The 16,891-nt window shown below is 55.9% G+C and carries 16 protein-coding genes; 8 read left to right on the top strand and 8 right to left on the bottom strand.

What is annotated here, in order from left to right:
* Positions 1-54 precede the first annotated feature (54 nt).
* Both gorA and AC0TOY_RS03285 read right to left on the bottom strand, forming a co-directional pair.
* Positions 55-1,407, bottom strand: a complete 1,353-nt coding sequence (gene gorA, locus AC0TOY_RS03290; protein WP_061716339.1) for a glutathione-disulfide reductase — start codon at positions 1,405-1,407, stop codon at positions 55-57.
* 71 nt (positions 1,408-1,478) lie between these two features.
* Positions 1,479-2,321 carry a 23S rRNA (adenine(2030)-N(6))-methyltransferase RlmJ gene (locus AC0TOY_RS03285; RefSeq protein WP_023333753.1) on the bottom strand — a complete coding sequence of 281 codons (843 nt, stop codon included), beginning with the start codon at positions 2,319-2,321 and terminating at the stop codon, positions 1,479-1,481.
* Positions 2,322-2,528: 207 nt separating this feature from the next.
* Here AC0TOY_RS03285 and prlC point away from each other — a divergent pair, with 207 nt between their 5' ends.
* Both prlC and rsmJ read left to right on the top strand, forming a co-directional pair.
* Positions 2,529-4,571 (top strand): oligopeptidase A, encoded by a 2,043-nt coding sequence (gene prlC, locus AC0TOY_RS03280; protein ID WP_473721489.1) that lies wholly within the window; start codon positions 2,529-2,531, stop codon positions 4,569-4,571.
* A 7-nt stretch (positions 4,572-4,578) separates the two neighbouring features.
* Positions 4,579-5,331 (top strand): 16S rRNA (guanine(1516)-N(2))-methyltransferase RsmJ, encoded by a 753-nt coding sequence (gene rsmJ / locus AC0TOY_RS03275; RefSeq protein WP_473721488.1) that lies wholly within the window; start codon positions 4,579-4,581, stop codon positions 5,329-5,331.
* 97 nt (positions 5,332-5,428) lie between these two features.
* On the opposite strand, the gene uspA is transcribed toward rsmJ, so the two are convergent.
* Complete coding sequence (uspA, locus tag AC0TOY_RS03270; RefSeq protein ID WP_003861223.1) at positions 5,429-5,866, bottom strand: universal stress protein UspA; 438 nt, start codon at positions 5,864-5,866, stop codon at positions 5,429-5,431.
* Positions 5,867-6,149: 283 nt separating this feature from the next.
* Between uspA and uspB the strand changes: the two genes are divergently transcribed.
* Entirely contained in the window at positions 6,150-6,485 is a 336-nt protein-coding gene (gene uspB / locus AC0TOY_RS03265; RefSeq protein ID WP_003861224.1) for a universal stress protein UspB, read from the top strand.
* 43 nt (positions 6,486-6,528) lie between these two features.
* Here uspB and AC0TOY_RS03260 read toward each other — a convergent pair whose 3' ends face one another.
* Positions 6,529-6,936 carry a hypothetical protein gene (locus AC0TOY_RS03260; RefSeq protein ID WP_024908848.1) on the bottom strand — a complete coding sequence of 136 codons (408 nt, stop codon included), beginning with the start codon at positions 6,934-6,936 and terminating at the stop codon, positions 6,529-6,531.
* Between the two features lie 179 nt (positions 6,937-7,115).
* Positions 7,116-8,615 carry an inorganic phosphate transporter PitA gene (pitA, locus tag AC0TOY_RS03255; protein ID WP_008503116.1) on the bottom strand — a complete coding sequence of 500 codons (1,500 nt, stop codon included), beginning with the start codon at positions 8,613-8,615 and terminating at the stop codon, positions 7,116-7,118.
* A 228-nt stretch (positions 8,616-8,843) separates the two neighbouring features.
* Between pitA and AC0TOY_RS03250 the strand changes: the two genes are divergently transcribed.
* The 3 genes from AC0TOY_RS03250 to AC0TOY_RS03240 all read left to right on the top strand — a co-directional run bounded on the left by AC0TOY_RS03250 (position 8,844) and on the right by AC0TOY_RS03240 (position 11,737).
* Positions 8,844-10,037: a BaiN/RdsA family NAD(P)/FAD-dependent oxidoreductase gene (locus AC0TOY_RS03250; RefSeq protein WP_473701800.1), complete on the top strand. Its 1,194-nt coding sequence runs from the start codon at positions 8,844-8,846 to the stop codon at positions 10,035-10,037.
* A gap of 109 nt (positions 10,038-10,146) precedes the next feature.
* Positions 10,147-10,545 carry a potassium channel family protein gene (locus AC0TOY_RS03245; RefSeq protein WP_024908850.1) on the top strand — a complete coding sequence of 133 codons (399 nt, stop codon included), beginning with the start codon at positions 10,147-10,149 and terminating at the stop codon, positions 10,543-10,545.
* Positions 10,546-10,711: 166 nt separating this feature from the next.
* Entirely contained in the window at positions 10,712-11,737 is a 1,026-nt protein-coding gene (locus AC0TOY_RS03240) for a TerC/Alx family metal homeostasis membrane protein (RefSeq protein WP_024908851.1), read from the top strand.
* 60 nt (positions 11,738-11,797) lie between these two features.
* Here AC0TOY_RS03240 and AC0TOY_RS03235 read toward each other — a convergent pair whose 3' ends face one another.
* From AC0TOY_RS03235 to AC0TOY_RS03225, 3 genes are all read right to left on the bottom strand, one after another.
* A complete protein-coding gene (locus tag AC0TOY_RS03235) occupies positions 11,798-12,460 on the bottom strand; it encodes an HAD family hydrolase (protein ID WP_024908852.1) in 663 nt (220 codons plus the stop codon).
* 524 nt (positions 12,461-12,984) lie between these two features.
* The gene (locus AC0TOY_RS03230) at positions 12,985-13,779 is read right to left on the bottom strand and encodes an SDR family NAD(P)-dependent oxidoreductase (RefSeq protein ID WP_024908853.1); all 795 of its coding nucleotides are present in this window, start codon (positions 13,777-13,779) and stop codon (positions 12,985-12,987) included.
* Positions 13,780-13,811: 32 nt separating this feature from the next.
* The gene (locus AC0TOY_RS03225) at positions 13,812-14,693 is read right to left on the bottom strand and encodes a LysR family transcriptional regulator (protein ID WP_104949937.1); all 882 of its coding nucleotides are present in this window, start codon (positions 14,691-14,693) and stop codon (positions 13,812-13,814) included.
* A gap of 99 nt (positions 14,694-14,792) precedes the next feature.
* Between AC0TOY_RS03225 and AC0TOY_RS03220 the strand changes: the two genes are divergently transcribed.
* Both AC0TOY_RS03220 and arnB read left to right on the top strand, forming a co-directional pair.
* Complete coding sequence (locus tag AC0TOY_RS03220) at positions 14,793-15,299, top strand: phenolic acid decarboxylase (RefSeq protein ID WP_024908855.1); 507 nt, start codon at positions 14,793-14,795, stop codon at positions 15,297-15,299.
* A gap of 452 nt (positions 15,300-15,751) precedes the next feature.
* Positions 15,752-16,891: a UDP-4-amino-4-deoxy-L-arabinose aminotransferase gene (gene arnB, locus AC0TOY_RS03215; RefSeq protein WP_473721487.1), complete on the top strand. Its 1,140-nt coding sequence runs from the start codon at positions 15,752-15,754 to the stop codon at positions 16,889-16,891.

The following is a 16,891-nucleotide window of genomic DNA, read 5'->3' as shown; positions in this document are numbered from 1 at the left end:
AAAAACTGGCCCGCTAAGGCCAGTTTTGATGACGTGCTTTCCTGCGAAAAGCCCTTAACGCATGGTCACAAACTCTTCCGCCGCCGTTGGGTGGATTGCCACGGTGTTATCGAAATCTTTCTTCGTTGCGCCCATCTTCAGCGCCACAGCAAAGCCCTGCAGGATCTCGTCCATGCCGAAGCCGATGCCGTGGATACCGACAATCTTCTCGTCCGGACCGACGCAGACCAGCTTCATGCGGCACGGCTGACGGTGAGAGGTGACGGCGGTATACATCGCGGTAAACGCCGATTTATACACTTTCACCTGGTCGTCGCCATACTGCTCGCGCGCCTGCGGCTCGGTTAAGCCGACGGTGCCGATTGGCGGGTGGCTAAAGACCACGGTCGGGATGTTGCTGTAGTCCAGATGCTCGTCCGGCTTGTTGTTAAACAGACGCTCGGAAAGACGACGACCCGCCGCAACGGCCACTGGGGTCAGCTCAACCGCACCGGTATTATCGCCGACCGCATAAATGCCCGGTACGCTGGTGTTCTGGAATTTATCGACGACAATATAGCCTTTTTCGTCGGTTTTCACGCCGGTCACGCCCAGGTTGAAGTTATCGTTAGCCGGTTCACGGCCAATCGCCCAGATCAGGCAATCGACGGTCTGGCTGCGGCCATCTTCCAGCTCCAGGGTCAGGCTGCCGTCTGCATTTTTCACGACCGCTTTTGGCACGGCGTTGGTATGCAGGGCTGGACCTTCGGTGTTCATCACTTCAACCAGCGTATCAACGATCAGCGGATCGAAGCTGCGCAGCGGCGCGTGTTTACGCACGAACAGGTGCGCCTCTGCGCCCAGGCCGTTAATCACCCCGGCCAGTTCCACCGCGATGTATCCCGCGCCCACCACGGCAACGCGCTTAGGCAGCGCAGGCAGCTCGAAGAAACCGTCGGAGTCGATGCCGTATTCCACGCCCGGAATGTTCGGGTGGCTAGGACGGCCGCCGGTGGCGATCAGGATGTGATCGGCGGTGATCGTCTCGCCGTTCACTTCGATCGTTTTCGCGTCCACAAAGCGGGCGAAGCCGTGGATAACGTCGACGTTATTTTTGCCCAGCACGTTGTCGTAGGAGGTGTGAATACGGTCGATGTAGGCGGTACGGCTGGCAATCAGCTTGTCCCAGTCAAAGTTATTAATGGTGGTGTCAAAGCCGTAGTCCGGGCCATACATATGGATAGCTTCACGGATCTGCGCCGCATGCCACATCACTTTCTTCGGTACACAACCCACGTTCACGCAGGTGCCGCCCAGCGCTTTGGCTTCAATCAGCGCGCACTTCTGGCCGTACATGGCCGCGCGGTTGATGGAGGCGATGCCGCCGCTGCCGCCGCCGATTGCGATGTAGTCATAATGCTTAGTCATAGCTTTTGTCCTTAATCGTGAATTGCCGCGATTGTATACCTGAAATCAATAGTTTCCACCGATGGCTGCGATTACTCCGGCACGATCCAACTGACGGTGGCGTGGCCTGTACCCGCTGGCACCAGCGTTTTATGCAGCCACGGCAGCACGTTGTTCATCTGCGCTTCGAGCTTCCACGGCGGGTTAATGACGATCATGCCCGAGGCGGTCATGCCGCGCTGATCGCTGTCGGGACGTACCGCCAGCTCAATCTGCAGGATTTTGCGGATGCCGGTCGCTTCCAGATCCTTGATCATGCGTTTGATTTGCGCGCGCAGCACCACCGGGTACCACAGGGCGTATGTCCCGGTAGCGAAGCGTTTGTAGCCTTCATGGATCCCTGTCACCACCGCCTGATAGTCGGTTTTGATTTCGTACGGCGGGTCGATAAGCACCAGGCCGCGACGGGAAACCGGCGGCAGCTTGGCTTTCAGCTGCTGGTAGCCGTCGGATTTTTCCACGCGGGCGCGGCTGTCTTTCTGGAATTCAGAACGCAGCAGCGGGAAGTCGCTCGGATGCAGCTCGGTCAGCTGGAGGCTGTCCTGCTCGCGCAGCAGCTGGCGGGCAATCAGCGGCGAGCCCGGGTAGTAGCGCAGCTGGCCGTTGCGGTTGAAGTGATTCACCACGCCGATGTACGGCTCCAGCTCGGCAGGCAGGTCGTCCTGCTGCCAGATGCGGGCGATCCCTTCCAGATATTCACCGGTACGCTCGGCATGCTCGCCGCTCAGTTGGTAACGGCCCGCGCCCGCGTGGGTGTCCAGATAGAGAAACGGCTTCTCTTTCTCTTTGAGCGATTCGATGATCAGGCTCTGAACGGTGTGTTTAAGGACGTCGGCGTGGTTGCCAGCGTGGAAGCTGTGGCGATAACTGAGCATGGGTAATGATATTCCGCTGAATTGACGATTTGCCACAGTTTACAGCAGAACGGCGCAGATTACCCGTAGGCCCGGTAAGCGCAGCGCCACCGGGCTCTTTTCCGCCACGTCTGGCATTGAAATCCTCTACACTTAACCCCATTCTAGATCGCATATGCACAGCGCCGGATGCGCGCTTCATTCATCTTATTCAACAGGACAGCGTTTATGACCAATCCATTACTGACGCCTTTTTCGTTGCCGCCGTTTTCTAAAATCCTCCCCGAGCATGTGGTTCCAGCCGTTACGCAATCCCTGGACAACTGCCGCGCGGCGGTAGAAAGCGTGGTAGCGCAGGGCGCGCCGTACACCTGGGAAAATCTGTGTCAGCCGCTGGCCGAAGTGGACGACGTGCTGGGGCGCATCTTCTCCCCGGTGAGCCACCTGAACTCGGTAAAAAACAGCCCGGAGCTGCGCGAAGCCTACGAGCAAACCCTGCCGCTGCTCTCTGAGTACAGCACCTGGGTCGGCCAGCACGAAGGGCTCTACAAAGCCTACCGCGACCTGCGCGACGGCGACCATTATGCCGAACTGAACACGGCGCAGAAAAAATCGGTCGATAACGCCCTGCGTGATTTTGAGCTGTCCGGGATAGGCCTGCCAAAAGAGAAGCAGACCCGCTACGGTGAAATCGCCGCGCGCCTGTCCGAGCTGGGTAACCAGTACAGCAACAACGTGCTCGACGCCACCATGGGCTGGACGAAGCTGATTACCGACGAAGCGGAGCTTTCCGGCATGCCGGAAAGCGCTCTGGCGGCGGCAAAAGCGCAGGCCGAGGCGAAAGAGCAGGACGGCTTCCTGCTAACGCTGGATATCCCGAGCTATCTGCCGGTGATGACCTACTGCGACAACCAGGCGCTTCGCGAAGAGATGTACCGCGCCTACAGCACCCGCGCCTCCGATCAGGGGCCGAATGCCGGTAAGTGGGACAACAGCCCGGTCATGGCGGAAATCCTCGCCCTGCGCCACGAGCTGGCCCAGCTGCTGGGCTTCGAAAACTACGCCGATAAATCCCTCGCCACCAAAATGGCGGAAAATCCGCAGCAGGTGCTCGACTTCCTGACCGATCTGGCGAAACGCGCGCGTCCGCAGGGTGAAAAAGAGCTGGCCCAGCTGCGCGCCTTCGCGAAAGCGGAGTTCGGCGTGGACGAGCTGCAGCCGTGGGACATTGCTTACTACAGCGAAAAACAGAAGCAGCACCTCTACAGCATCAGCGATGAGCAGCTGCGCCCGTATTTCCCGGAAAACAAAGCCGTTAACGGCCTGTTTGAAGTGGTGAAGCGCATCTATGGCATCACCGCCAAAGAGTGTACCGATATCGACGTCTGGCACCCGGACGTGCGCTTCTTTGAACTGTATGACGAGAAAAACGAACTGCGCGGCAGCTTCTACCTCGATCTCTACGCGCGTGAGAACAAGCGCGGCGGGGCGTGGATGGACGACTGCGTGGGCCAGATGCGTAAAGCAGACGGTTCTCTGCAGAAGCCGGTCGCCTACCTGACCTGTAACTTCAACCGTCCGGTAAACGGCAAACCTGCGCTGTTCACCCACGACGAAGTGATCACCCTGTTCCACGAGTTCGGTCACGGTCTGCACCATATGCTGACCCGCATCGAAACCGCAGGCGTGGCAGGCATCAGCGGTGTGCCGTGGGATGCGGTCGAGCTGCCGAGCCAGTTTATGGAAAACTGGTGCTGGGAGCCGGACGCGCTGGCGTTTATCTCCGGTCACTATGAGACCGGCGAACCGCTGCCGAAAGAACTGCTGGATAAAATGCTGGCGGCGAAGAACTACCAGGCGGCGATGTTCATCCTGCGTCAGCTGGAGTTCGGCCTGTTCGATTTCCGCCTGCATGCCGAGTTCAGCCCGGAGCAGGGCGCGAAAATTCTTGAAACCCTGGCCGAGATTAAAAAGCAGGTTGCCGTTATTCCCGGGCCAACCTGGGGCCGCTTCCCGCACGCGTTCAGCCATATCTTTGCAGGCGGCTACGCGGCGGGTTACTACAGCTACCTGTGGGCCGACGTGCTGGCGGCGGATGCCTTCTCTCGCTTCGAAGAAGAGGGGATCTTCAACCGCGAAACCGGCCAGTCGTTCCTCGACAACATCCTGACCCGCGGCGGTTCCGAAGAGCCAATGGTGCTGTTCAAACGCTTCCGCGGCCGCGAGCCGCAGCTGGATGCGATGCTTGAGCATTACGGGATCAAAGGCTGATTGTTACGTGAAGATCTGCTTAGTGGATGAAACAGGCGCCGGAGACGGCGCCTTATCTGTTCTGGCCGCCCGCTGGGGGCTGGAGCACGATGATGAAAACCCGATGGCGCTGGTGATGACCACAGCACATCTTGAATTACGCAAGCGCGACGAACCGAAGCTCGGCGGGATTTTTGTCGATTTTGTCGGCGGGGCGATGGCTCACCGGCGCAAGTTCGGCGGCGGTCGCGGCGAAGCGGTGGCTAAAGCGGTTGGGATTAAAGGAAGCTACCTCCCGGACGTGGTCGATGCCACGGCGGGGCTGGGGCGTGATGCCTTTGTGCTGGCGTCTGTCGGCTGTCGGGTGCGGATGCTGGAACGTAACCCGGTGGTGGCGGCCCTGCTCGACGACGGTCTGAGCCGTGGCTACGCGGACCCGGAAATCGGTCCGTGGTTGCAGGAGCGTTTGGAGCTGATTCATGCCTCGAGCCTGACGGCGCTGACCGATATCACCCCGCGCCCGCAGGTGGTCTATCTCGACCCGATGTTTCCGCACAAGCAGAAAAGCGCGCTGGTGAAGAAAGAGATGCGGGTGTTTCAGTCTCTGGTGGGGCCTGATTTGGACGCGGATGGCCTGCTGGAGCCGGCTCGTCAGCTGGCGACGAAGCGGGTGGTGGTGAAACGCCCTGACTATGCGCCGCCCCTGGCGGACGTTGCCACGACCAACGCGGTGACCACCAAAGGGCACCGGTTTGATATCTACTCAGGTACGCCGGAATAAAAAAAGCCGGGTGGCGGCTTCGCCTTACCCGGCCTACGTCCTCGATCTATCCCCTCTCCCTGTGGGAGAGGGTTAGGGTGAGGGGAATTTAACGCACTTACTCGTCTTCTTCGTCACGCAGTGGAACAATCAGCATATCCACATGAACGGTGTTAATCAGCTGGCGCGCGGAAGACATCAGCTTGCTCCAGAAGTCCTGATGGTGACCGCACACCACCAGGTCCATGTCATATTTCTTGATCGCATCAACCAGTACCTGGCCCAGGTCGCCGCTGCCGCTCAGGGTTTCGGTAATCGGGTAGCCTGCGTTGGTGGACAGTTCGCTCAGGGCGTGGTGCGTCTCTTCGGAGATACGCTTCTGCATATCGCCCAGATTGACGTCGATCAGACCGGTGTAGAGGTCGGAGTAATTCACATCAACGTGAATCAGCGAAACTTTCGCGTTGTAGGGACGTGCCATGGATACCGCTTTATCAACCAGCACTTTGCTCTCCGGGGAGAGGTCTACCGCGATGAGAATGTGTTTGTAAGCCATAGTGTTACTCCTTCCTTAAGTTATCGATGACTAAATGGGAAAGCCGTCGTCTGATGCTTTCATTACGGCCCAGTTAAACATATTTTTCAAGCTTTGGTGTTGATAACGATTAACCTTGTGGCAAAAAAATTAACGGATCTCCTACACTATTAAATGAGCCGTTCGGATATTAAAACGCGAACCGGATCGACTTTTGGTCATTCTTTCACTGAACTGTCTGTCAGGGCATTGGGGTGCGGTAGCTCAGAAGCCTTGCTTCGTGGGCGGACGCCGGGGAGGATGTATGATTAGCACCGTCGCATTGTTTTGGGCGTTATGCGTAGTTTGCATAGTGAATATGGCGCGCTACTTCTCATCGTTACGTGCGCTGTTAGTGGTACTTCGTGGTTGCGATCCGTTGCTTTATCAGTATGTGGACGGTGGAGGGTTCTTCACCTCGCATGGACAGCCCAGCAAACAGATGCGTCTGGTGGGATATATCTACTATCAGCGCTACCGCGATCATCACGATGAAGAGTTTATCCGTCGCTGCGAGCGCCTGCGTCGTCAGTTCATTTTAACCAGCGCCCTGTGTGGCCTGGTCGTGGTCAGCATGATTGCATTGATGATTTGGCACTGAGCATCACAGCAGGCGGGGTCAGCCCCGCCTTCTTTCCTCTGGCTCAGGGCTTAACCGTGAACCGGAGATCGGAGATATCGCTCTCAATCGAAATAACCTTCCCGCTATAGGCGATATTAACGTCTCCGTTTGTATCAATGCTGGCCGCAGTGATTGTACCCGTACCTTCAATGACAGGATGCTTCATTGCCAACTGATGGATAATGTCGATGTCTTTCCCTGTTATCTTTTCCGAGAGATAGTAACGGTAGATTGTCGGTACGGTGGCGCCACCCTGATTGTTCACGGTCATATAGAGCCAGACGCTGTCAGATAATTTATAAACGCGTTGAAGTGCATCGTTATTTCGCTGATTAGGCTGGTGGTTTAGCCACACAAATCCAATGACCAGAGCCAGAAGCGAAACCGTAACAAGGCGATGAATCCATTTAGTAGCCGTTTTGAATGGCATAGTCTTTTCCGTCATGGGGGGAACTGAGAATATTCGCGGGGATAATAGTTATTTGTGCAGTAAAAATCTGAACAGATAGTGTTCAGATTTTCCTAATCACAGCAATGGATTAAGTAACACAACAGCCATAAAAAAAGCGGGTCAGTTTCCTGACCCGCTTTTTTGTCGCCTTCAACCGATTAAATCAGCTTCAGCGAAATCCAGTACAGCCCGCCAGACAGCAGGATGGATGCCGGAAGGGTGAATACCCAGGCCATCAGAATGTTGGTTACGGTTTTGCGCTGCAGACCGCCACCGTCAACAATCATGGTACCTGCCACGGACGAAGAGAGTACGTGGGTGGTGGATACCGGCATACCGGTGTAGCTCGCCAGACCGATAGACACCGCCGCCGTCATCTGCGCGGACATACCCTGCGCATAGGTCATGCCTTTCTTACCGATCTTCTCGCCGATGGTGGTCGCCACACGGCGCCAGCCAATCATCGTGCCGATACCGAGCGCCAGCGCGACCGCCATGATGATCCAGATTGGCGCGTACTCAATGGTGTTGAGCATATCGCCTTTCAGTTTCTTCAGGAGACGCTGGTCGTCAGCATTCACGTCAGGCAGCTTCGCCACTTTATCCGTCACATCAGAGATGCACAGCATAATGCGACGCAGCTGACCACGCTGCTCAACGGTCAGTTTGTCATAACTTTCAATATTGCCCAGCATGCCTTTGGCACGTTCCAGCGCGTTAATCGCGTTTGCCGGATGGCAGTGGAATTCGCCTGGCGCAGTCGTGGCCCCGGCTTCCGGAGACGGAATCAGCTGGTCAACGCCGGTCGCTTTTTTCAGCAGCTCAGGGTGCTGCTGGAAATAGGTTTCAACGTTGTTGACCGCATCGCGAGTACGGGTGATTTCGTAGCCGGAGGCGTTCATATTAACCACGAAGCCTGCCGGAGCAACGCCAATCAGTACCAGCATCACCAGACCAATGCCTTTCTGACCATCGTTCGCGCCGTGTGAGAAAGCCACGCCGATAGCGGAAATGATCAGGGCGATACGCGTCCAGAATGGCGGCTTTTTCTTGCCGTCTTTCTTTTCACGCTCTGCTGGCGTCAGGTGAATACGGGAGCGTTTTTTAGTATTGCTCCAGTAACGACGCAGGATGAAGATCAGCCCGCCTGCCACCACCAGACCCACGATTGGGGAGACGATGAGAGAAGCGAAAATCCCCAGTACTTTCGGGATATTTAACGCATCAACAACCGATGTACCGGTCATGAGGGCGTTGGTTAACCCGATACCGATAATCGCGCCGATGAGGGTGTGAGAACTGGATGCAGGCAGGCCGAAATACCAGGTACCGAGGTTCCAGATAATTGCAGCAAGCAGCATTGAGAACACCATAGCGAGGCCATGGCCAGAACTTACGTTAAGCAGCAGATCCGTTGGTAGCATATGCACAATGGCATACGCAACGCTCAGTCCGCCCAGGAGGACACCAAAAAAGTTAAATACCGCCGCCATAACAACCGCAAGCTGCGATCGCATTGCGCGAGTGTAGATAACCGTCGCTACTGCGTTTGCAGTGTCGTGGAAGCCGTTGATCGCTTCGTAAAACAGTACAAAAACCAGAGCAAGCAATAGTAAAAGCCCGGTATGTAAATCCAGGCCGGCAAACAAATGTAGCATAGGACGTTACGCCATTTTGAGGACATGAACGCGGCGCATTATCCAGGACAAATGCGCAACGGGCAAAGTGAAATATAGACTTTTTTTGACATACCACCTGATTTGAGAAAAGTGCCTGAAAGGATATTCTTTAAATTTCAATGGAATGGCTTTGTAATATCTTTTTACGCTGGTGTGACCACAGAGGAAACTTTACAATCCGCGGCAGTTAACAAAGAGGGTTTTGACGTGGAAAGGTTTGATGCCGTGGTAATTGGCGCCGGTGCGGCGGGTATGTTTTGTGCGGCGATGGCCGGACAGGCGGGTCGTCGCGTGCTGCTGCTGGATAACGGTAAAAAGCCAGGCCGTAAGATCCTGATGTCCGGCGGCGGGCGCTGCAACTTTACTAACCTGTATGTTGAACCCGCGGCCTATTTGAGCCAAAACCGTCATTTTTGTAAATCTGCGCTGGCGCGTTATACCCAGTGGGATTTTATCGACCTGGTCGGTAAGCACGGTATCGCATGGCATGAGAAGACGCTGGGCCAGCTGTTCTGCGACGACTCCGCGCAGCAGATTGTCGATATGCTGGTGGCCGAGTGCGAGAAGGGCGGCGTCGTCATGCGCCTGCGCACGGAAGTGCTGGAAGTCGCCCGTGACGACCAGGGCTATACGCTACAGCTCAACGGTGAAACCGTCAGCGCCGATAATCTGGTGATCGCCAGCGGCGGCCTGTCCATGCCGGGTCTGGGCGCTTCCCCGTTTGGCTATAAGATTGCCGAACAGTTTGGCCTGAAAGTCTTGCCCACGCGCGCCGGGCTGGTGCCGTTCACGCTGCATAAACCGCTTCTCGAACAGCTTCAGACGCTGTCTGGCGTGTCTGTTCCCTCCGTCATTACCGCCGAAGACGGGACGGTGTTCCGTGAAAATCTGCTCTTTACCCATCGCGGCCTCTCCGGCCCGGCGGTACTGCAAATCTCCAGCTACTGGCAGCCGGGGGAATTCGTCACGGTTAACCTGCTCCCGGATTGCGATCTCGACGCGTTCCTTAACGAGCAGCGTACCGCGCACCCGAATCAGAGCCTGAAAAACACGCTGGCAATGCAGCTGCCGAAGCGTCTGGTGGAGTGTTTGCAGGTGCTGGGGCAGATCCCCGACGTGTCGCTCAAGCAGCTTAACAGCCGCGAGCAGGAGATGCTGGTGGAGACCCTGACAAACTGGCGCGTGCAGCCAAACGGCACCGAAGGCTACCGCACCGCGGAAGTGACGCTGGGCGGGGTCGACACGAATGAGCTCTCTTCCCGCACCATGGAAGCGCGCAACGTGCCGGGGCTCTATTTTATTGGCGAAGTAATGGATGTGACCGGCTGGCTCGGCGGGTACAACTTCCAGTGGGCATGGGCAAGTGCCTGGGCGTGTGCTCAGGCGCTGGTAGAGAAATAATCACGCAACGCAATTATTGCACCAACTTTTCCTCCCCCTTCGACTAAGCTTCGACCAGGTGCCCCGCTGCGTTCGCGGGGCCGTACTCCTTTTGGTCAGAGCACGCATCATGCAGCTACTCAGCATTATTATTTTGCTTACCCTAACCGTGGTGATTCATTCGCTGTGGATGTTTGGCGTTTTAAAATTCATCACATTAGAAGTCGATTCTGCGGTACGCATTGTTTTACGCAATGTCGGTATCGTGATCTCTATGATTTTCGCCCATCTCCTGGAAGCCGGGCTGTTTGCTGCGTTTTATTTTGTCATCGACGCGTTTAATGACTGGAACACCAGCTTCTACTTTTCGCTGGTGAGCTATGCGACGGTAGGGTACGGCGACGTCACGTTACCCCAGCACTGGCGGCTCATCGGCGGGGTGGAAGGGCTGGTGGGCGCGTTGATGGTAGGCTGGTCTGTGGCGGTTCTGGTGGCGGTGCTGCAGCGTTTGCGCGGCATGAGCGCTTAAACGGCTGATGCACGATCCCCGTCTGGTAAGGTAAAGTACCCCTCCTTGCGCGGCCAGATGGCTGCGATTTTGAGGGCGAAGAGGCTGATTAACGGCCCGCCCTTTTCTGTTCCTGGTTTACGCCAGTTTGCATGGTTCTGTGTTTTGTCTGCCAAAAGGGTTTTGTATGTCTGCTGCTCATCTCGGTTTCCCGACGGAAACCGTTGTTGTCTTTGTGGTGATGGCCGTTGGGGCGATGTTTATCGACCTCTTTATGCACCGTCACGATAAACCTGTCTCGCTGAAAAGCGCGGCGATGTGGTCCATCTTCTGGGTCATGATGGCGATGGCCTTCGCCGGATTCCTGTACGTTCACCACGGCGCCGAGATGGCGAGCCTGTTCCTCACCGGCTATGCGCTGGAAGAGGTGCTCTCCGTCGATAACCTGTTTGTGATGATGGCGATCTTCGCCTGGTTCGGCGTGCCGGATAAGTACCGTCACCGCGTGCTCTACTGGGGCGTGCTGGGGGCGATTGTCTTCCGCGGTATTTTCGTGGCTATCGGCACCAGCCTGTTAAGCCTGGGGCCGTACGTTGAGGTGATTTTCGCGCTGGTCGTTGGCTGGACGGCGGTGATGATGCTCAGACGTAATGAAGAGAGCGACGAAGTGGAAGATTACTCGGGTCATCTCGCCTATCGCCTGGTGAAGCGCTTCTATCCGGTCTGGCCGAAAATCAGCAGCAATGCCTTTATTCTGACGCAGAAAGAGGTGGATGCGGAGCTGGAGAAGCCGGAAAACCAGGACGTGATGGTCGGCCGCGTGAAGAAGGCGAAGCGCTATGCGACCCCGCTGTTGCTTTGCGTGGCCGTCGTTGAGCTCTCTGACGTGATGTTCGCGTTTGACTCCGTGCCGGCCATTATTGCCGTGAGCCGCGAACCGCTGATTATCTACAGCGCCATGATGTTCGCCATTCTTGGCCTGCGTACGCTCTACTTCGTGCTGGAAGCGCTGAAGCAGTACCTGGTACACCTCGAGAAAGCCGTGGTGCTGCTGCTGTTCTTCGTGGCGTTCAAGCTGGGGTTAAATGCCACCGACCACTTCTGGCATCACGGTTACAGCATTGGCGCGACGGCCAGCCTGTTTGTTGTATTAGGCGTGCTGGCGCTGGGGATTATTGCGAGCGTGATGTTCCCGGGAAAACGTGAGGCCTGATGTACCGCTTTTCTCCCTCTCCCTGTGGGAGAGGGCCGGGGTGAGGGCACCAGAGCGCACCTAACCCTTAATCGGTGAATTCCGGCGCTTGCGCGGCGGGTGGAAGTGCCGCCAGTGCGGATCCTGCGCCGCCGCCAGCAGCTCGTGGTCGCCGCGGGTGTCTCCCCAGGCGCGCAGGTGATAGGCGTTCAGATCGCCATACACTTTTTCCAGCCTTGCCACCTTCTGGGCGCAGCGGCAGTTGTGGCCCGTGATGCGCCCTGTCAGCTTGCCATCTTTCACTTCCAGCTGCGTGCCAATCAGCTTAATGCCCAGTTTGTCAGCCCACGGCTGAAGCACCAGCGCCGGAGAGGCGGAACAGATGGTCACCTCCGCACCGGAATTCACTTCAGCCGCCACCGCCAGAACCCCTTCGGGACGCATCAGCTTGTTCCAGTATTTTTCGCAAAAGGCTTCCGCCTGCTGGCGCAACCAGTGTTCATCCACGCCCGTCAGGAACGTTTTGATCAGCACTTCCTTTAGCTCATCGCGCGTCAGCTTACGACGCACGCAGTGGAGCGTGGGCAGCGCCATACGCACCAGACGACCCGCGAAGTAACGTTTCCCGAAGGCAAAGCGCAGGAAAGGAATAAAGCTGTCGTGGTGCGTTAATGTCCCATCAAAGTCAAAGACAGAGAGCACGCTGGATTTCGCCACCGTCTCGTCGGCAATCATATTGGTCATAAATACGTCTTAGCTGAAATACACATTCTGCGGATCAGTTTACCTGCTTTAGCTGGACAGTCCTTATACCACCACCAATTTTTTCTCCATCTTGCGATCTCAAAGTGAGTCCATTTTTGGTCTCGATAAGGATTGGTGAAAAAAAGAGCTGCCTATATTATCGCCACATCGCACGATATTTCGGGGAACCATTGGGTCCCACAGGTAAGGAAAAACTCACTCACTACGTCTTTCTTGATATGACTCTTAGATCGTTTATTTCAATCCTTACTTTAAGTTTTGCATCGTTTTCTGCATTCAGTTTTCAACTTCCCGCGTCGATGTTATCGATGAACCATGAACTGGCAGTATCGCCAGCGAAATCTGCCCTGAAGCATCAGGCAACGGATCCGCTGCGCTAGCGTATTCTCGATCCATACCAGAAAGGGGAAATCACCCGGTAACCGCGGGGCGGAATCACGCATTGCGGCGCACAGATTGCTCCATTCCGCCCGACGTGTTGCGGCAAGTGATGCCTGACAACATTAAATAATGTCATCCACGACGCCGCCATCGACGCGTAACGCCGCGCCGGAGGTGGCGGAGGCCTGTGGCGAACAGACATAAATCACCATATTGGCCACCTCTTCAACCGTGGCCGCGCGCTGGATCACCGAGCTGGGGCGGTTGGCCATCACAAACTCTTTCGCCAGCTGCTCCAGCGATTTGCCGGTTTTTTCGATTTCATCTTTCATCATCTCTGCGAAACCGTCAGACATCGTCGGGCCTGGCAGTACGCTGTTGACCGTCACGCCGCTCCCTGCCACGAACTTCGCCAGCCCGCGCGCCAGCGAGAGCTGTGCCGTTTTGGTCACGCCGTAGTGGATCATATCCGCCGGGATATTGCAGGCCGACTCGGAGGAGATAAACACCACGCGTCCCCAGCCTTTCTGCACCATGCCCGGCAGCAGGGCGCGGGACAGACGCACGCCAGACATCACGTTGGTCTGCCAGTAACGCTCCCAGGTTTCATCGTCGGTGGAATAGAAATCCTCAGGACCGTAAATCCCGGCGTTGTTGACCAGGATATCGACGTTATTCGCCACCTTCAGCAGCGACTCGACCCCTTCCGCCGTGCTGAGATCGGCAATCGCGGCGCGCACCTGTACGCCCGGCACCACCTGCTGTAGCTGTTGAATACCTCTGTTCACCGATTCCGTGCTGCGGCCATTGACGATCACTTCTGCCCCGCTTTCTGCCAGACCTCTGGCAATGGCGAACCCGATCCCGCCGGTTGAGGCGGTCACCAGCGCCACTTTCCCCGTAAAGTCGATTTTCATCATCAGCTCCCTATCGTTTTAACGTTCGGACCTTAAAGCGTAGCAGGTGAGGATGACGGCTCCTGGCTAAAAAGGCGCAGCAGCGTCTCCACCTGCTCGTCAAGCGGGGCGAGGGAGCGCTTTACAATCAGGTGAAGCGGCGTTGCTCTGCGCGCACCGTGGCTCAGCGGCAGGCGTTTCAGGACGCCTTGATCCAACTGGGTCTGGATGCGTTCCTCTGGCAGCCAGCCGTAGCCGACCTGAGAGACGACGGCCTCTATGGCGGCATCGATGGTGGAGAAGGTCCACGACTCACCGGCAGCACGAGCGGCGGGCTGGCTGTCCGCAATCTGGATAAGCGGCCACGGGCGCAGCATCTCATCATTTAGCGGCGCGTCGAGGTGAAAGAGGGGATGCTGGTGATGGGCCACGGCAACAAAGTCGATATTCATCAGCCATTCGCCGAGCCCGGTAATGTCCTGGCGGCGGGTTAAGATCATCACATCGGCTTCGTCGTTAATGGCGTCGGCGCGGGTGTTTTCCAGCACTTCGGTGAGTCGTACCTGGGTCTGCGGATACTGCTGCTGGAACTGGCGCAGGATGGCGAACAGGCGGCGGCGCGGGAAAATGGAGTCCACCACCAGATCCAACCGCGTGCGCATCCCGTTGCGAAGGGTCGCTGCGCGCGTCTCAACATACGAAAAGGCTTTCAGCAGCGGTTTAACCTGGTTGAGCAGAAGCTCACCGGCCGGGGTTAACACCGCCCGTCGCCCCTCCGGGACCAGCAGCGCCACGCCGAGCCGCTCCTGCAGCAGCGACAGGTTATAGCTCACCGAAGACTGGCTGCGGTGGGTTTCTTCTGCGGCTTTGGCAAAGCTGCCCGCTTCCACCACTCGTTCCAGTAAGGACCATTGTTCCAGCGTCGTCTTATGCATAATTTATCTAAAATTTGGATGAATTTGATTAAAACATAGCGTTATTCATCCATTTTTTGAAGGGGTACGATCGTCTCATCAAAACAAAGGAGACATCTTATGAACACCTTCGACAAACACGACTTAAGCGGCTTCGTTGGCAAACACCTTGTTTATACCTACGATAACGGCTGGAACTACGAGATTTACGTCAAAAATGAGACGACCCTGGATTACCGTATTCACAGCGGTCTTGTGGCAAACCGTTGGGTGAAAGATCAGCAGGCTTACATCGTGCGGGTAGGGGAGAGCATCTATAAAATTTCCTGGACCGAGCCAACCGGCACCGACGTCAGCCTGATTGTGAACCTGGGCGACAAACTGTTCCACGGCACCATCTTCTTCCCGCGCTGGGTCATGAACAACCCGGAAAAAACCGTCTGCTTCCAGAACGACCATATCCCGCTGATGAATAGCTATCGCGATGCGGGTCCGGCGTATCCAACGGAAGTGATTGATGAATTTGCCACGATCACCTTTGTGCGCGACTGCGGTGCAAATAATGAAAGCGTTATCGCCTGCGCCGCCAGCGAATTGCCGAATGATTTCCCTGCTAATCTTAACTAAGCGCGACAGTTGAATGCGCGACAATTGATATTAATAGAAAGTTCCCGGAGGATGACGGAATTCCCACCCAAACCTCCGGGATTTTTATTTTGGTTGAGTATTCATTTACTTTTCTTATAATTTTAATGTAAACGAAATGAAATAGTAGAGTAATCGCTGTGAGTCCACCCACAAAAAAACAAAAAAATAGTTAGAATCACTATCCTGCTGTTGTAAAACGATTTTCTATCCTATTTTATGTGCTGTTTCCCTTCCGCTCTTCACCTGTCTTAATTTTTTCCTAAGAAAACGACGTTACTTTTGCTTCAGTTGATGGTTTGTTGACATAACTGTTATAGCGACTTAATTTTATTTGGTCTTTATTTAATAACCATCTTGCATGATCCCATTGAGCTGCCCATTACGACAGCGCAGTAAAAGATGACGCCTTTAATACAGCAAGGAAATTAATAATGAGTGATTTTCTGCCTTTTTCGCGACCGTCGATGGGCGCTGAGGAAATTGCGGCGCTTCAGGACGTTTTGATGTCGGGCTGGATCACCACGGGGCCTAAGAATCAGGAACTTGAAGAGGCATTCTGTCAACTTACCGGGAATCAGCATGCGATTGCCGTCTGTTCAGCCACCGCGGGTATGCACGTCACGCTGATGGCGCTGGATATTGGCCCGGGCGATGAAGTCATTACCCCTTCCCAGACCTGGGTCTCCACGCTGAATATGATCGTGTTGCTGGGTGCCACACCGGTCATGATTGATGTGGACAAAGATACATTAATGGTGACGCCAGAAGCCGTTGAAGCCGCCATTACCCCGCGTACCAAAGCCATTATTCCCGTTCATTATGCCGGCGCGCCGTGTGAAATCGACGCTATCCATGCCATCGGTGAACGTCACGGTATTCCGGTGATTGAAGATGCGGCCCATGCCGCCGGAACGTACTACAAGAACCGTCACGTGGGCTGGAAAGGGACGGCGATTTTTTCCTTCCACGCCATTAAAAATATGACCTGCGCGGAAGGCGGCTTAGTCGTCACGGATAATGCCCAGCTGGCACAGCGGATCCGCAGTCTGAAATTCCACGGCCTTGGCGTAGACGCCTATGACCGCAAGACGCACGGTCGTGCGCCGCAGGCGGAAGTGATCGCGCCGGGCTATAAATACAACCTGGCGGACATTAATGCCGCGCTGGCGCTGGTGCAGTTAGGTAAACTGAAAGAGGCCAACAGGCGCCGCCAGGAAATCGCTGAACGCTACCTGCGGGAGCTGGCCGATACGCCGTTCCAGCCGCTCACCATTCCGTCATGGCCGCACGTGCACGCCTGGCACCTGTTTATTATTCGCGTTGATGAAGCGCGCTGTGGGATCTCACGCGACAACCTGATGGCGGCGCTGAAAGAGAAAGGCATCGGTACCGGCCTCCACTTCCGCGCGGCCCACACCCAAAAATACTACCGCGAGCGTTTTCCTGAAGTATCGCTCCCGAATTCTGAATGGAATAGCGCGCGTATTTGTTCCCTCCCTCTTTTCCCGGATATGACTCATGACGACACAACCCGTGTCATTACCGCACTCCATCAGCTTGCAGGACATTGA

Source organism: Enterobacter sp. PL_is379 (assembly GCF_055817355.1).
The sequence above is the reverse complement of the archived record's forward strand: the minus strand, read 5'-3'. Positions and strand labels throughout refer to the sequence as shown.

Excerpts from the sequence above, each read along its gene's own strand:
- gorA (WP_061716339.1), bottom strand. The coding sequence starts at position 1,407 with ATGACTAAGCATTATGACTACATCGCAATCGGCGGCGGCAGCGGCGGC.
- AC0TOY_RS03285 (WP_023333753.1), bottom strand. The coding sequence starts at position 2,321 with ATGCTCAGTTATCGCCACAGCTTCCACGCTGGCAACCACGCCGACGTC.
- prlC (WP_473721489.1), top strand. The coding sequence starts at position 2,529 with ATGACCAATCCATTACTGACGCCTTTTTCGTTGCCGCCGTTTTCTAAA.
- uspA (WP_003861223.1), bottom strand. The coding sequence starts at position 5,866 with ATGGCTTACAAACACATTCTCATCGCGGTAGACCTCTCCCCGGAGAGC.
- uspB (WP_003861224.1), top strand. The coding sequence starts at position 6,150 with ATGATTAGCACCGTCGCATTGTTTTGGGCGTTATGCGTAGTTTGCATA.
- AC0TOY_RS03260 (WP_024908848.1), bottom strand. The coding sequence starts at position 6,936 with ATGCCATTCAAAACGGCTACTAAATGGATTCATCGCCTTGTTACGGTT.
- pitA (WP_008503116.1), bottom strand. The coding sequence starts at position 8,615 with ATGCTACATTTGTTTGCCGGCCTGGATTTACATACCGGGCTTTTACTA.
- AC0TOY_RS03245 (WP_024908850.1), top strand. The coding sequence starts at position 10,147 with ATGCAGCTACTCAGCATTATTATTTTGCTTACCCTAACCGTGGTGATT.
- AC0TOY_RS03240 (WP_024908851.1), top strand. The coding sequence starts at position 10,712 with ATGTCTGCTGCTCATCTCGGTTTCCCGACGGAAACCGTTGTTGTCTTT.
- AC0TOY_RS03235 (WP_024908852.1), bottom strand. The coding sequence starts at position 12,460 with ATGACCAATATGATTGCCGACGAGACGGTGGCGAAATCCAGCGTGCTC.
- AC0TOY_RS03230 (WP_024908853.1), bottom strand. The coding sequence starts at position 13,779 with ATGAAAATCGACTTTACGGGGAAAGTGGCGCTGGTGACCGCCTCAACC.
- AC0TOY_RS03225 (WP_104949937.1), bottom strand. The coding sequence starts at position 14,693 with ATGCATAAGACGACGCTGGAACAATGGTCCTTACTGGAACGAGTGGTG.
- AC0TOY_RS03220 (WP_024908855.1), top strand. The coding sequence starts at position 14,793 with ATGAACACCTTCGACAAACACGACTTAAGCGGCTTCGTTGGCAAACAC.
- arnB (WP_473721487.1), top strand. The coding sequence starts at position 15,752 with ATGAGTGATTTTCTGCCTTTTTCGCGACCGTCGATGGGCGCTGAGGAA.